The 14,714-nt window shown below is 62.1% G+C and carries 13 protein-coding genes and 1 tRNA gene; 4 read left to right on the top strand and 10 right to left on the bottom strand.

Annotated features, from left to right (window positions below):
* Positions 1-110: 110 nt before the first annotated feature.
* The 3 genes from ACK4R0_RS01900 to ACK4R0_RS01890 all read right to left on the bottom strand — a co-directional run bounded on the left by ACK4R0_RS01900 (position 111) and on the right by ACK4R0_RS01890 (position 2,598).
* Positions 111-923, bottom strand: a complete 813-nt coding sequence (locus ACK4R0_RS01900) for an enoyl-CoA hydratase/isomerase family protein (protein WP_409669381.1) — start codon at positions 921-923, stop codon at positions 111-113.
* Positions 923-1,945 carry an NADP-dependent oxidoreductase gene (locus ACK4R0_RS01895; protein ID WP_409669378.1) on the bottom strand — a complete coding sequence of 341 codons (1,023 nt, stop codon included), beginning with the start codon at positions 1,943-1,945 and terminating at the stop codon, positions 923-925. Before ACK4R0_RS01895 ends, ACK4R0_RS01900 begins: the two co-directional genes overlap by 1 nt.
* Before the next feature lie 146 nt (positions 1,946-2,091).
* The gene (locus ACK4R0_RS01890; protein WP_409670863.1) at positions 2,092-2,598 is read right to left on the bottom strand and encodes a MarR family winged helix-turn-helix transcriptional regulator; all 507 of its coding nucleotides are present in this window, start codon (positions 2,596-2,598) and stop codon (positions 2,092-2,094) included.
* A 108-nt stretch (positions 2,599-2,706) separates the two neighbouring features.
* Here ACK4R0_RS01890 and ACK4R0_RS01885 point away from each other — a divergent pair, with 108 nt between their 5' ends.
* Positions 2,707-3,792, top strand: a complete 1,086-nt coding sequence (locus ACK4R0_RS01885; protein ID WP_409669375.1) for a branched-chain amino acid aminotransferase — start codon at positions 2,707-2,709, stop codon at positions 3,790-3,792.
* 133 nt (positions 3,793-3,925) lie between these two features.
* Positions 3,926-4,000, top strand: a tRNA-Gln gene (locus tag ACK4R0_RS01880).
* A gap of 337 nt (positions 4,001-4,337) precedes the next feature.
* Here ACK4R0_RS01880 and ACK4R0_RS01875 read toward each other — a convergent pair.
* The 7 genes from ACK4R0_RS01875 to ACK4R0_RS01845 form a co-directional block, all read right to left on the bottom strand.
* Positions 4,338-5,150 (bottom strand): enoyl-CoA hydratase/isomerase family protein, encoded by an 813-nt coding sequence (locus ACK4R0_RS01875; RefSeq protein ID WP_409669372.1) that lies wholly within the window; start codon positions 5,148-5,150, stop codon positions 4,338-4,340.
* Positions 5,147-6,217 carry a phosphotransferase gene (locus tag ACK4R0_RS01870; RefSeq protein WP_409669369.1) on the bottom strand — a complete coding sequence of 357 codons (1,071 nt, stop codon included), beginning with the start codon at positions 6,215-6,217 and terminating at the stop codon, positions 5,147-5,149. Before ACK4R0_RS01870 ends, ACK4R0_RS01875 begins: the two co-directional genes overlap by 4 nt.
* The gene (locus ACK4R0_RS01865) at positions 6,214-7,389 is read right to left on the bottom strand and encodes an acyl-CoA dehydrogenase family protein (RefSeq protein ID WP_409669366.1); all 1,176 of its coding nucleotides are present in this window, start codon (positions 7,387-7,389) and stop codon (positions 6,214-6,216) included. Before ACK4R0_RS01865 ends, ACK4R0_RS01870 begins: the two co-directional genes overlap by 4 nt.
* Before the next feature lie 151 nt (positions 7,390-7,540).
* Entirely contained in the window at positions 7,541-8,302 is a 762-nt protein-coding gene (locus ACK4R0_RS01860; protein ID WP_409669363.1) for an SDR family NAD(P)-dependent oxidoreductase, read from the bottom strand.
* A 4-nt stretch (positions 8,303-8,306) separates the two neighbouring features.
* On the bottom strand, positions 8,307-8,681 hold the full coding sequence (locus ACK4R0_RS01855) for a hypothetical protein (RefSeq protein WP_409669361.1): 375 nt from the start codon (positions 8,679-8,681) through the stop codon (positions 8,307-8,309).
* A 3-nt stretch (positions 8,682-8,684) separates the two neighbouring features.
* The gene (locus ACK4R0_RS01850) at positions 8,685-10,589 is read right to left on the bottom strand and encodes a hypothetical protein (protein ID WP_409669358.1); all 1,905 of its coding nucleotides are present in this window, start codon (positions 10,587-10,589) and stop codon (positions 8,685-8,687) included.
* A 165-nt stretch (positions 10,590-10,754) separates the two neighbouring features.
* On the bottom strand, positions 10,755-13,175 hold the full coding sequence (locus ACK4R0_RS01845; RefSeq protein ID WP_409669356.1) for a TonB-dependent receptor: 2,421 nt from the start codon (positions 13,173-13,175) through the stop codon (positions 10,755-10,757).
* Between the two features lie 238 nt (positions 13,176-13,413).
* Between ACK4R0_RS01845 and ACK4R0_RS01840 the strand changes: the two genes are divergently transcribed.
* Together ACK4R0_RS01840 and ACK4R0_RS01835 are read left to right on the top strand one after the other, a co-directional pair.
* Positions 13,414-14,118 (top strand): GntR family transcriptional regulator, encoded by a 705-nt coding sequence (locus ACK4R0_RS01840; protein WP_409669353.1) that lies wholly within the window; start codon positions 13,414-13,416, stop codon positions 14,116-14,118.
* Positions 14,119-14,392: 274 nt separating this feature from the next.
* Positions 14,393-14,707: an EthD family reductase gene (locus ACK4R0_RS01835; protein WP_409669350.1), complete on the top strand. Its 315-nt coding sequence runs from the start codon at positions 14,393-14,395 to the stop codon at positions 14,705-14,707.
* The last annotated feature ends 7 nt before the right edge of the window (positions 14,708-14,714 follow it).

Genomic DNA, 14,714 nt, shown 5'->3' with positions numbered 1-14,714 from the left:
CTCTCTGTCACCCCCGCGAAGGCGGGGGTCCCGCTTGTGCGCATCGGTGGAGCAGTGAAGCGGGATTCCCGCGTTCGCGGGAATGACGAGCAAGGTCACCAGCACTGCCCTCACTCCCCCGTCAACTTAGGCGCGCGCTTCTGCGCCATGGCTTCCACCGCCTCGCGCCGGTCGCCGAGAAAGTTCGAAACGCTCTCCCAGCCGATCGCCGCATCCATCATCTGCGCAGCCAGCGCGCGCAGCGGGATGTTGGTCACGGTCTTGGTCCAGCGCACCGCCCATTTGGGATTGCCCTGCAATTTGGCGATGATCTCTGCCAGCTTGGTATCAAGCTGATCCCCCGGCACCGCGTGGTTGATCAGCCCCATCGTCTTGGCCTCGGTCGCGGTCAGCATGTCGCCGGTCATCAGCAGCTCCTTGGCGCGGGCATAGCCGATCAGTTGCGGCCAGATCAGCGCGCCGCCATCGCCCGCGACCAGCCCGACCTTGACGTGCGGGTCGCCGATCAGCGCCTTTTCGTCGGCCACGATGATATCGCACAGCAACGCGATCGTGGCGCCCAGCCCTGCGGCTGCGCCGTTCAGCCGGCACAATATCGGCTTTTCCATCTCGAGCAGGCTGGTGACGATGCGCTTGGCATCCCAGGCGATCGCGCGGAAGCTCCCCGGATCGTCGATCTGCTGCTGGAACCAGGCGAAGTCGCCGCCCGCGCAGAACGCACGGCCCTTTGCGGTGAGCACGATGATGTCGCTGTCGGAGTCGCGCTGCAGATCGGTGAACACCCTTGCCAGCTCGTCGTGCATCGGGCCGTCGACGCCGTTCACCGGATGGTCCGAGGTGATGATCGCGCTGAGCACCCGCCCGTCGCGCTCGAAGGTGAAGCGGGTATAGACCTGGTCCTCGATCCGGAATTCGTGTGCCATCATGCGTCTCCCAGCCGCACCAGCCGCCGCCCGAAATTGGCGCCGGTGAACAGCCCGCAAAAGGCTTGCGGAAGCTGGTCGAGCCCGTCGAACAGCTCCTCGCGATAGACGAGCTTGCCCTCGCGGATCATCCCGCCCATCTCGGCCTGTGCAGCGGCAAACTGGGGAATGTCGTCGAACACCACCAGCCCGCGCATCGTAAGCCTTTTAGCGATGAACTCGGCGGTGTTGGTGATCCCGGCGCGCTGGTCGTGCGGAACGCTGTAGTCCGCGACCTGCCCCGACACCACGATATGGCCGTTGAAGCGCATCAGCGGCAGCACGGTGTCGATCATCGCGTTGCCGACATTGTCGAACAGCAGGTCAACGCCTTTGGGCATCGCCGCTGAGATCGCACCCGCCAAATCATCGGTGCCCTTGTAGTCGATCGCGGCATCAAAACCGCATTCGCGCACCAGCCAGTCGCATTTGTCCTGCCCTCCCGCGATCCCGACCACGCTGGCTGCGCCCCAGGCCTTGGCGAGCTGCCCTGCGGTCGCGCCGACCACGCCCGCCGCCGACGTCACCAGCACATGCGCGCCTTCGCGCATACTGCCCACGCGCTTGAGCCCGAACCAGCTGGTCATCCCCGGAATGCCCAGAATGCCCAGCCAAAGCGAACGCGGCAGGCCGTTGTCGGGCAAGGGCATGATATAGCCGCGGCCATCGCCGATGCTGTGGCTGGCCCAGCCGCCGCCAGCAGTCACCCAGGTGCCCACCGGAAAGCGCTCGTTGCGGCTCTCTATCACCTGCCCCACCACGAACCCGTCGATCCGCCCGCCCGGCGGGATTGGCGGCGCATAGCTCGCCCCCGTTGCCGACAGCCGCGAGCGCACGCCCGGATCGACCGACACGATCCGATGCTCGATCAGGAACTGGTGGTCTTTCAGCGCGGGAATTTCGCTGTCGGCAAAGGTGAAGTCGCCCGGCTGCGGCAGACCTGCGATCGGGGCTTTGAGCACGACGCTGCGCATGGTTGCCATTGGGGTATCCGCTCCTGCTTTTTGTCTGATTTCGGCCAGAATTGCAGAAGCAGCGCCAGACGCAAAGCGGAAATGTCGGCGATCTCTGGAGCCAGCATGGCGATCGCCGATGCCCTAGCGTCATATCCCCGCGTTTGGTCAGCGCGTCAGCCCGGGCGTCGCTCGCTGCCCAGCTCGGCCAGCAGCGCACGGTCGGCCTCGGGCACCAGCCCTTCGAGCACGCGCCAGAAGCCGGTGACCGATTCCTGCCCTGCCCGCCGATAGGCCTGCGACAGCCGCGTGCGCAGCGCATCGAACAGCTCGGCCTCGAGCGCGCCACCGGCCTGGGTCAACCGCAGCAGCTTCTGCCGCCGGTCGGTGTCGCCGCTGCGCGTCTCGATCAGGTCGCGGCGCTGCAGTTCGGTGAGCACCCGGCCCAGCGACTGCTTGGTGATCGCCAGCGCGCGCAGCAGCTGGCTCACCGTCAGATCGGGATTGCGCGCGATGAAATACAGCGCACGGTGATGCGCGCGGCCCAGCCCCTGCTTGGCCAGCTGGTCGTCGATCGACTTGGTCAACCGCGTATAGCCGAAGAACAGCAGCTCGACGCCATGCCGCACTTCATCCTCGCGCAGAAACAGGGCGGAAGCCGGTGGGGAAGATGGGACAGGCATGTTGACCTTGATTGCCAGCACGATTAGGTCTTGGCAAGCCCGTGTTGCAGCAAGGCCAGCGATCGGGACCACGACCACCCATAATCCTTGCAGTTTTCAGGGGATGACATGCTGCCCTTCGCCGTTGAGCCGACTTCAAACCCCACCCCCGCCGATGCGCGCGATGCGGCGCTCGCCGATCCGGGCTTCGGCAAGCTTTTCACCGATCACATGGTGGTGGTGCGCTATGACGAGAACAAGGGCGGCTGGCATGACGCGAAAGTCACCGCGCGCGCGCCGATCCCGATGGATCCCGCCTCGTCGGTGCTGCATTATGCGCAGGAAATCTTCGAGGGCATGAAGGCGTACAAGCTCGCCGATGGCAGCACCGCGTTGTTCCGCCCCGATGCCAACGCCCGCCGCTTCAACGAGTCGGCTGCGCGCATGGCGATGCCTGCGGTGCCACCCGAAGTGTTCATCGAATCGGTCGAGCAACTGGTGCGGATCGATTCGGACTGGTTTCCCAAGGTCGATGGCGGGGCGCTCTATCTGCGCCCGTTCATGTTCGCGAGCGAGGTGTTCCTGGGCGTGCGTCCAGCCAAGCAGTACCTCTTCATCACCATCGCCTCGCCCGTCGGCGCCTATTTCAAGGGCGGCGCAGCACCGGTGACGATCTGGGTATCGCAGCATTACACCCGCGCCGCTCCCGGCGGCACCGGCGCTGCCAAGTGCGGTGGCAACTATGCCGCGAGCCTCGTGGCGCAGGCCGAAGCCACCGCGCAAGGCTGCGACCAGGTCGTGTTCCTCGATGCCGCAGAGCACAAATGGGTCGAAGAACTCGGCGGCATGAACCTGTTCTTCGTGTTCGAGGACGGCAGCATCGTCACCCCGCCGCTGACCGGAACGATCCTTCCGGGGATCACTCGCAATTCGGTGATCACGCTGGCGCGCGCGCAGGGGATGACCGTGCGCGAGGAACCTTATTCGATCGACCAGTGGCAAGCTGACGCCGAAAGTGGCAGGCTGCGCGAGACCTTCGCCTGCGGCACCGCAGCTGTGGTGACGCCGGTCGGCACGGTGAAATCCCCGCAAGGCAGCTTCACCATCGGCGGCAACCAGTCGGGTCCGGTCACCGCCGCGCTGCGTTCGGCGCTGGTGTCGATCCAGCGCGGCGACGCCGCCGACCCGCACGGCTGGGTCCACCGCATCGGCTGATCGCGCGAGCGCCTGCTGCCTTGCACCGCCGGCGCCCTAAAAAGGCGCTTGGCGGGCCAACGCTTTTCCGTATATAGGCGCCTCCCGCGCTGCCCCGGCCCCACGCCGCCCGGCAGCGCCGCGAGCACGGCATTGGGGTGTCGCCAAGTGGTAAGGCACCGGTTTTTGGTACCGGCATTCGCAGGTTCGAATCCTGCCACCCCAGCCAGCTTTTGAATTCCGACCAACGCATTGAAATTTAAAGAAAAAGCCTGCGATTCAAAATAACGTGGCTACTAGGATGGCACCCTAGGTTGGCCACGCGAAAGCATCATGATTCGGCGGCCCTCGGAACGCAATGGGAATTGCTCTTCATCCACAGGATATCCCCTGGAATCGACGGCATCTCGAATAACAATATACCTACGCAAGTTTCGGTATTGTATGCGTCAGGCAGCAAGTGACTATTTCCGGCCTGGGCAATCAGCCGAGCAGATTTGGCGCGCGACGCGGATGTTGACCGGTGCCAAGATTGGACATCAGTTGCCGGTTCAAATCCGTAATTTTTAGGCTTTGTCCGTTTGCGCGCGTTGCATACCGATAAAATCCGGGCGGCGCTTTTCCAGAAAAGCGGCGATGCCCTCACGACTTTCGTCGGTGGTGCCCAAAGCAGATATGCTGCGCGCTTCGCGGTCCAGATGGCCTTCGAAGCTGTCGCCATAGCTGTCCAGCAGCAAGGCCCGTGCCGCACCGATGGCACCAGTTGCACCGGATGCCAGAAGGCTGGCCTGCTTCATGCCTTCCGACGTCAATTCCTCTGCTGATACCACATGCGAAACCAGGCCGATCTCGGCGGCCTCGTCAGCGCCGACGCGCCGATTGGATATGATCATCTGCTGGGCCTTCCGCATTCCCACCAGCCTGGGTAGCAGCCATGACATGCCCCCGTCGGGGCTGAGGCCGACCGCGCCATAGGCTGCGGTAAAATGGGCGTTCGGTGCAGCCAGCACGATGTCGCCTGCAAGAGCAAGGCTGAGGCCGGCTCCTGCTGCCGGACCATTAGCCAGCACCACCAGAGGTTTGCGCATCCGCATCAGCCGCGACACTGCCATATGAAGCGTGCCCGCCAGTTGACTCAGAAACGCAGCTACGTTGGTACCGGCATCCGCAAAGGACGAAAGATCGCCGCCGGCGCAAAACAGCCTGCCGGAACCCGTCAACACCACACAGCGGATCGCACCATCCGTGTCGCAACGGATGGCCGCCTGCAAAAGCGCCTGGGCCATATCCATGTTGATCGTGTTGCCCGTCTCCGGACGATTGAGTGTGAGAGTAGCGACGCCGGCATCGAACGACACAAGGACAGGCAGATCATTCATCGGCAATGCTTCATCGATTGTCGTGCAAGCTTTGCCAACACGGGAAAACTGGCAGCACGCTCATGCGCATGGGCAGAAGCAGCGGTCCCGCGGATCACTCGTCCCTTGATCCCATGGAAGATCGCGGCCAACCGGAAAAAGTTGAACGCGACATAGAACCCCCAGCCGGGAATCGATTCACGACCGGTTCGCTGGCAGTATGCAGCCAGATAGGTTTCCTCCGATGGTATGTTCAGGCCTTCGAGGTCTGCCCCAGCCAGGCCGGCAACGATATCCGGCGGCATCTGGTACATCATCGCATGATACGCGAAATCGGCCAGCGGATGGCCCAGCGTGGACAGTTCCCAGTCCAGAACCGCGATCACCTTTGGTTCGCTGGGGTGAAAGATCATGTTGTCGCGGCGGAAATCGCCATGGACGATGCTCGTTTCATCGCCATTGGGAATGTTGGCGGGCAGCCACTCGACCAGCGCATCCATGTCCGCGTTGCGGCCCGCATCGCTGTCTTCCAGATACTGGCGCGACCAGCGGCCGATCTGGCGGGTGAAATAGTTGCCAGGCTTGCCATAGTCTTCCAGACCGATTGCACGATAATCGATGCTATGCAGTTGTGCGATGACCGCGTTCATCGCATCGAAATAAGCGGGCCGCTGCTTACGCGATACGCCGGGGAACGTCGCATCCCAGAAGATACGCCCCTCGACCATCTCCATTACGTAAAACCAACTGCCGATCACGGATTTATCAGTACAAAGTCCGTAGACCTCAGCCACGGGGAAGTCGACGCTGCCCAGCGCGGCGAGCACGCGGGCTTCGCGGTCGACCGCATGCGCGCCCTGGAGCACATCGCCAGGTGGTTTGCGGCGGAGCACATAGTCTCGCGACGGGGTCAGCAACTTGTACGTGGGGTTGGATTGGCCACCCTTGAACTGCTCGACACTCAGCGGCCCGCAGTAACCGTCCACATTGGCCGCCATCCAGCGCGCGAGCGCGCCTTCATCAAAGCTGTAGGCCTCGCGCACCGCGCTGGTCCCGGCATTGGCGTCCTGGCCCAGTGCGCTGTTCATGCCTGCGCCACCTTCCAGTCGCGCTTGATCTTCTTGGCCAGGCTCCATTTGTGGACTTCGGTGGGGCCGTCATAAATCCGGAAAGCGCGGATCTCCCGGAACACCTGCTCGACGATGGTGTCGCTGGTAAGGCCGGTGCCGCCCATGACCTGCACACAGCGATCGGCAATCCGCATCAGCGCCTCACTGACCGCAACCTTGGCCATCGAGCTTTCCGCGGTACCCAGTGCGCCGGTATCCAGCACGTCCGCGCACCAGTCGATCATCAGTTCGGCCTGCTTGAGGTCAATCAAGTTTTCGGCCAGCATGAAGCCGACACCTTCGTGATCGATCAGCGCCTTGCCAAATGCCTGTCGGCGGTTGGCATAGTCGGTCGCGATCTCGTGGGCGCGAACACATGCACCCAACCAGCGCATGCAATGCGACAGCCGCGCCGGCGCCAGCCTGATCTGAGCATACTGGAAGCCTTCTCCCGCCTGCCCCAGCATCTGGTCGGCAGGTACGCGCAGGTTGTCGATCGTCACCACGGCATGGCCACCTGGCATAGAGCTGTCGATAGTATTTGGAATGGAGTCTATGCGAATGGCCGGATCGGGCAGATCGACCAGAAACATGCACGCGCCTTCATCGGCTTTGGCCATGACGATGCCGACCTGCGCGCCCTGCGCCCCGGTGATGAACGCCTTGCGCCCGTTGATCACCCAGTGGTTGCCATCAAGGTGGCAACGGGTTTGCATCATCGACGGATCGGACCCCGCTCCGCCCTCCGATGCCGGTTCGGTCATGAAAAAGGCCGACCGCGCCTCGCCCTTCACCAGCGGCGCGAGGAATTTCTGCTTGATTTCGGCGCTGCCGACCTTGCCGAGCAGATACATGTTGCCCTCATCGGGCGCAGCGGTGTTGCAGGCCAGCGGACCCAGTGGCGACAGCCCGGTTCGGGCCAGCACCAGCGCGGTCTCGCGCTGCGAAAGGTGCCTGCCATCGGCAAGGATATGCGGGGTCAGCACGCCCGCCGCCCGAGCCTTGCGGCGCATTTCCGCGACCATCTCGTCGGTGGGGCAATCATGATGATCGCGCCGGGGGTCGCGCTCGTAAGGAACCACCTCATCGCGGACGAACCGTTCGACGCGCTCGGCGATCGCCAGCGTCGCCTCCATGCCCACGCCAGTCATATCGCGGTGCCCTTGTCGAGACCTAGCCACGATAAGCCATCGATTGCCGCGAACGAAAGTGCATGCCTGGTCATATTCAATCTCTTTCATCAATGTCCGGCCGCCGCGCATTGACCCGGCTTGCCTGTGGACGAATGCTGCAAACGGGCGCCTACGCCATCAGCCCGCCGCCGTTGGCATGGAGGATCTGACCGGTGATGAAACTGCTGCGGGGTGACACGAGAAACAGCACGGCCTCGGCAATCTCGTCGGGCGTGCCGAGCCGTTGCAACGGCAACGCGGCGGTCACCGCGTCAACTGCGCCGGTCTCATCGGATGCCATCAATGCGGCCACGGCGTCTGTCATCGTCGGCCCCGCAGACACCGCATTGACCCGCAAATGCGGCGCATATTCCGCAGCAACCGCACGCGTGAACGCTTCCACTCCCGCCTTGCTGGCCGCATAGACCGAAAGCCCCGGCGTCGGGAAACGCGCCGCTGTCGAGGACATGTTGACAACCACACCAGCACCACGCTCATTCATCAAGGGCAGAACCGCGCGGCACATGTTGATGGTGCCGACGAGATTGGCTTCGATCGTTTCGGCAACCAGATTGTCCGTGGTGTCGCATAGTAGCGCGGTGGGATAGGCACCGGCGATATTGGCGAGCACATCCACTCTGCCGAACGCCGCGAGTGCGGCTTCGCAGGCACGCGCTGCAGTTTGCGGGTCGCCCAGTTCTCCTGTCACAATCTGGCTTGCCTGGCCGGTCGCGGCTATCGCCTGCTGCGTCTCTGCCAAGGCGGCGCGATCGCGGCCCACAAGAACGACGGATGCGCCCCGCCGGGCGATCATGATGGCGACCGCGCGCCCGATCCCGCGCGAGGCGCCCGTTATGATCGCTGCCTTGCCGGCAAATTCATCGACCGCCATGCCTTCAGCTTGCAGCCAGCTGCCGACCGGTGTCGTTGAGCACGACACGCACGCGAACATCGGCGTCATCGCCCTTGCACAGTCCGACATAAGCGACCTGTTCATCGTGCAACGCAGACCACGCGATATCGACCTCTTCGGCGATATGCGTGCCGTGTTCGGTATACAGCCAGGCGCTACCGACGGTGAGTTCGACCAGCAACGTTGCGAGCACGGTTCGCCGAACCGCGGGCTTCGCCAGAACGCGCGCGACACGCGAATAGGCCGTGTCCATCTGGACACCCTGGGGAATGGTGATCAGGCCCCAGAACATGCCCCAGCGGCGCAGCATCGCAACAAACTGGGCGACGAGAAAGGCGGCGATCAGGCAGCAGACCATCGATCAGGCCGGGACGAGCTTGATTTCGGTACGGCCCTGCACCGCGACACTCGCCGTCGCACGCCCATCCAGCGCCGCTTCGAGGGTCTGTCCGGTCTGGACGATCCGATAGCTTCTGCCTGGCTTCAACCGCGCGAAGCCCAGGTCGAACGCTCCTGCCTGGCCACCAGGATGCAGCACCAGGTCCAGCGCTTCGCCATCGGTGACCGCGCGCGTGACGATGACGTCGGGATAGGTGGCTTCGGCGAGAATGGGGCCCTTCGCCCATGCCTCCGGCAGCCCCTTGTTGACCATATCGCGCACGGTGTTGCGGCGCGACCAGGTCATGGCATCGGCAAGGCCAGGGTCATAACGGCGGCCGATCTCGGTCCGGGTGGCAGCGATGATCTCCTCATCACCCATTTCGAGCGCCGACCACAGCACCAGAATCAACGGATTGAGCTCAGGCCATTTCGAAAAATCGGCCGGCTTGCGGGTATCCCAGCCCAATGGCAGCAGCTTGAAATCGAGCCCGCCGTCATCCTTGCGCGTGATCCATTGCTGCTTGAGGATCTGCCACAGGCGCTCGGCCTGCGCTGGCGCATGCGGTGTCAGGAAACGGATGCCCCAGGCCTCGCCGAACAGTCCCGACAGGCTGGGGACGGTGAAGCCGAAGGGCGCGGAGGTGCAAACCTTGATGCGGCCATCGGCCAGCATCATTTCCTCCTCCATCGTCTGCTCGAACCTGTCGGAGATAGCCTCGGCATAATGCGTGCCATGACGGCCGTCATGTAGTTCAAGCGCGGTGCGACCGACGAGGTTGCACATTGAATAGGTCCAGCGCGGTTCGCAGGGGAACCAGCCCATGTCATAGCGCTTGTAGTTCTTGACGACCTCTTCGAGCATCGTGCTGTGGCTGTAGGGAAACGCGGTCTTGTCGTCCCAGCGGAAGGTCAGCGAACCCGGAGCAGCAAAGGGCGAAGTGCCGCTCGAAGTCTCGAACATGCCGAGCGAGACGCCGAGAAACCCGGTCAGCATGATGTTATCGATATGCACGGGGTTCTTGTCGGGCTTGAGGTTGCCCCAAAGGCTTTCCCAGTACCAGTAGTTCCAGGTCTTCCGGTCGATATGCTTGCAGATCAGGTTTTCCTGCGCGGTGTTTAGGTAGCCGTGGAAGGCCGGCAGCTGGGTGTACTGCCCCATCGAGAGGTTCCACGACATGGTGCAGATCTGATAGCGCAGCGCGCCATCCTGCCAGGTGTCTTCGGTGCTGAATCCGTTCCAGCTGTCGACGGGCTGCAACGCCAGATCGAGCATCCGGCGGAACTCGGCAATCTGCGCCTCGGGCATTTCGCCTGCAGCCACCACGGGATAATCGCGCAGCAGCGGCTCGACCTTGGTGATCACCGGATTTAGATCCACCGCGCGGGCCTGAGCGGCAGCGAATTCGCGGCGTCGGCCCAGCGCGAGATAGCCATGCACACCGGCAACGGCAACAGGGATGCCCCATGTCATCCAGGCGACGCCCGAAGATCCTTCGATCCAGGCTGCAGACGCAAGCGCGGTGCCCAGCAAGACCGCCGGCGGCCCGAGGATCACACCGCGTGCCCACCAGATGAACATGATCACCGCGAACGCGGCAACGCTCACCAGAGCCAACGCCACGCCGGCTACTCCACCGGCATAGAAGAAGCCCGCACCGGGAAAGATCATGCCGAAACCAAAGGCGATCCACTGCGGGCCCAACCCCAGAACCGCAGGCGCAACCCCGGCCGCAAACCACAGGGCCAGAAAGCCGTAGAACCGGTAGAGCAGCCGCGCCGTAATCGGCCCGTGCATCCGGGTCCGCGGCGGTATCGGCGGGATACGGTCGACAATCCGGGGAACGGTCTGGACGACGGCATCGCGATCGAAAGGATCAAGATTCAACGGCTGCGTCGCCATAACACTCTCCCAAGGTTGCGATTATCGGCACAAACTGCGTGCAGGCTTGGATATGCCAGGCACGGCAGCCACAGCATCTCTTTATGGACTTATCGTAGAACGATTCTGTCGAACGGACAAGTCCTTGGCAGGTCCGTCCGACAGCCTGCGTCAATACCGCCAGGTCACCTGCAGGCCATACGTGCGCGGCATCCCGGCAAAGCGCGTAACCGAGGCCAGATTGTCCTGCACGTTTGTCCAGTAATAGACGTTGCCGAGATTGCGGACGAAAGCCCCGACCCTCAGATTGCTGTCAGGCACATTGATTCCTGCCCGGAGGTCGACCAGCGTGTAACTGCGCATGTCGAACCGCGCATCGCGATTGATCGTTGCGGTGTCGCTGTTTGCCAGTGTCGATGAAGTCTTGCCGTTGTGCGTTGCAGACACCCCAAAGAAGGCGTTGACCGACGATGCGACGGGAAATTCATATTCTGCGTCGGCGATCGCAGTCAGCTTGGGCGCGAAGGGAAAACGCTGGCCTGCGAAGTCAGCAGTCGTCGCGTCAGGCTGAAAGCCAACGAATTCCTTGATCTTCGTATCGATATACGTGCCGCCGACGCTGATCCGAAGTCCATCGACCGGTCGCGCAAGCATGGACAATTCGATACCCTGCACACGGCTCTTGGGGATTTGCACCAAGCCTTCGAGAGTGCCAAAGACCGGATCAGGCAAGCGACCGCGCAGCTGCTTGTCCTTGTAATCATAATAGAAAGCCGCCGCCGTCAATTCGAGCCTGCGGTCGGCTATCGGTGCCTTGATGCCAAACTCATAGGCCGTGACCGATTCCTGCGTCACCGGCGTGTAGCCGAGGCCACTGGCCACTGATGCGGTCGGGAAGCTTCCAGACTTGTAGCCCCGGCTTACGCGACCGTAAAACAGGGTGTCGCCGGGTGTCTGGTAGTTCACGCCGACGTTCCACGAGATGTTGTCCTCGTTGAGCTGGTCGAACACCGCCGGGTTGAACGGAGTCAGTGTAGCATCCAGTGTAATGCAGCCGTTTGGCTGGACGTTGGTGCCGAACAGGGTATTCCACCAAACTGCCGTCCCGCCCTGATAGTCGTTGGTGCAGCCTTGAAAGTCACGGTCGGTCTTGGTGTAGCGCGCGCCACCGATCAGCGTAAGGCTGTCGGTGAGCATGAACTCCACGTTACCGAAGAGCGCGAAAGCCTCGATATCCTGATCCGAATAGTTGAAGGTGAGCTGGCCCTGCGGCGACCCGGGGATCGTGAACAGCGGATCGGACGAAGGACCCTGGCTGAAATTGTAGAACAGCCGGTCGAAGGTCGATGCCTTGTTGTAATTGCCGCCGACGATGATGTTGACGCGTTCGAGCGTTGCCGAAAGCCGGATTTCCTGAGAAAAATCGCGGATATAGCCACTCGTGTTGGTATCGACCGATGCGAAGACGGTGCCGTCAAAATCCTGGACCGAGTCGGTCTTGTAATCCGAATAGGCTGTGATCGACGTGAGTGTCAGCACATCGCTGAGGTCGATATCGGCGCGCAGGCTGATCTGATAGAAGCGGTCGTCACGCCTCGGGCGGCGGCCGAACGGGCCGCGTTGCGAATAGTCGAACTGGCTGTAATCGGTCGCGGCGTTGAAGTCGTTGAAGCCGTTGCGGTAAATTCCATAGCCCCAGTCGGCGGCGCGCGCATTTTGCGGCGCTCGCGGATAGCTGGCGAACGCGATGCCTGCCGGGCTGCCGCATGTCGGTGCCGGGGTCACCGAGCAGGTATCGCTCTGGATTTGAGCAGCCTGCGTATCGCCATTGTCGGTCCAGCCATTGGCATTGAGCAGCAGGCGAACGCTATCGGTGGGCTCCCAGAGCAACTGGACCCGCCCTTGCAGCTGATCCATTTTGCCCAGTTCATCGTTGCGGGTGAAGCTCTTCTGCCAGGCGCCGCTCTGGACGGTACGCAGCGCGACGCGCGCCTTGAGGGTATCGCTGATCGGCCCGCTGACAAAACCCTGCACGTCGAAGGTCGAAAAGCGTCCGAAGCTGGCAGTGCCGCCGGTCGTGAAGGTATCTGTGGGCTTGGCAGCAACATAGTTGATCGCCCCGCCGGTGGTGTTCTGACCGAACAGCGTACCTTGCGGACCCTTCAGCACCTCGACCCGCTCGATATCGAACGCTGCGCCCCTGGTGGTAGCGCTGAACGGCAGCTGGATTTCGTCGACATAGACCGCGACGGTCGGCGAGGCCGACAGCGTGGTTTCATAAAAACCGACCCCTCGCAGCGTATATACCGGCGTGTTGAACGGCGAAGGCTGGACCGTCAAACCGGGGACAATCTTACCCAAATCCGTTGGAGAGCCGATCCCGCGCGTGATCAGTGTGTCGCCGCTTTCGGCGGTGATCGACAGACCAACATCGAGGATGTTCTGATCGCGCTTGTTGGCCGTGACGATGATGACGTTGGGATCAGGAGCACTTTCTTCTACGCCCGCATCCTGTGCGATGACCGGGGTTGCAAAAGCCACCAAAGCCAAAGCTGAGCTGCCCAGCATCCAGATGCTACGTGATGAAACCATGTTCAGTGCTCCTCTCCTGAACGCCGTTTGCTGTTTGCAAATCTGGCGGTGGGCTGGTGGCCCGTGGATCATGTCTTCCACAATCAATGTCGCCCGTCAAGATCGTTTGACGATTTCGTGGGATGAGCATGTTCGATTAATTTGTCAGGGTGATAGACCTTGATCGGCGATGGCGCTAAAGACAGGTGCGATATCCAGGAAAAGAAGAATGGCTTCGACCACACTTGCCCCCAACAGCATGAGCACACCAAGCAAAGCCGAGATAACAGTGCCCGCCGAGCCGGCGCTGAGCGCTACCGACAAAGTCTCGGAAGCCATTATCCAGGGGATCAGGTCCGGTGTCTTTGTACCTGGCCAGCATCTGCTCGAGCCCGATCTGACTCGGCGACTGTCGATAAGCCGTGGATCCTTGCGTGAAGCCCTCAAGCATCTTGCCGCTGCCGGGATCGTGACGCTCAATCGCTACCGCGGTGCCTATATTGGTATTCTCGACAAAAAGTCGGTGCTCGACTTGCTCGATACCCTCGAGCCGCTTGCGCGACTTGCTGCCCGGCTCGCCGCGCAGAAGTGGGATAACTCCGAGTTGCAGCAACAGCTTGTCGAGGCAGTCGAACTTATCGAGCATTCGGGTGGGACCGGCAATCGGGCACGCTATCTCGAATACCGCAGACGCTTCTATGACGCGATGATCCAGATGGGCGGCAACCGCGAACTCGAGCGGGTAATGCCGCTCTCGCGTACCGACCTGTTCAGGGCGCAGGTCGAAACCGTTCAGAGCGAAGAGCAGCGGATGCGGCACGTCTCGGGCTATCGGCGCATTGCCGAGGCCATTCTGGCACGCGATGCCGATGAAGCGGACGCGGCGGTCAAGCACCATTTTGGTGGTACCCGCCAGACCATGGACGAGTTGCCCGAATCGGCGTTTCCCACTCTGGATAACTGATCCGTGTCGGCACGGACCGCACGTCCCGCGTTTCAGCACCTGATACGCGGACGCCGCGACCTGTTGCGCAAATTCCTGGCTCGATTGCACCGGTCCCCGGCCCTCCGCACATTCGCTGCATCGCCATAGCTTGGAGCTGTGCAGTGACCCTTCCTTTCTGGCGGTAATATGTCGTAGCCTGATAGTTTGTTGTCGATATGTGTGGACGAAATCGTCCGACACATTTAGCTTGGCCCTCTGACCCTGACGAATCAGGGTGTTAAGGAGCAGGCCGATGACGCACATTATGGCGATTTATCCCAATGATGCGGGCAGCAGGTTCGATGCGGATTATTATATCGGCAGGCACACAAAATTCGCGGAAAACCTGTTGACTGGCCATGGGCTGATCGAAATCCGCTCGGTGCTGGGACGCCACGCACTGGATGGCTCGACACCCCCTTTCTGGGCGATCAGCGAGATGGTGTTCACCTCGCGCGAGGCTTTCGACCTGGCGATGGCTGCCCATGGCGCGAACCTGTTCGCGGACCTTCCCAATTATACCGACGTCGCCCCTTTGCTGCAGGTCGGCACCCTCGTCGGCGCTTAGACCCTAA

The sequence above is a fragment of the Blastomonas sp. genome (assembly GCF_046294995.1).
Lineage (GTDB): Bacteria > Pseudomonadota > Alphaproteobacteria > Sphingomonadales > Sphingomonadaceae > Blastomonas.
Note: the sequence above shows the minus strand (reverse complement) of the source record. Positions and strands in the feature narration are given on the sequence as shown.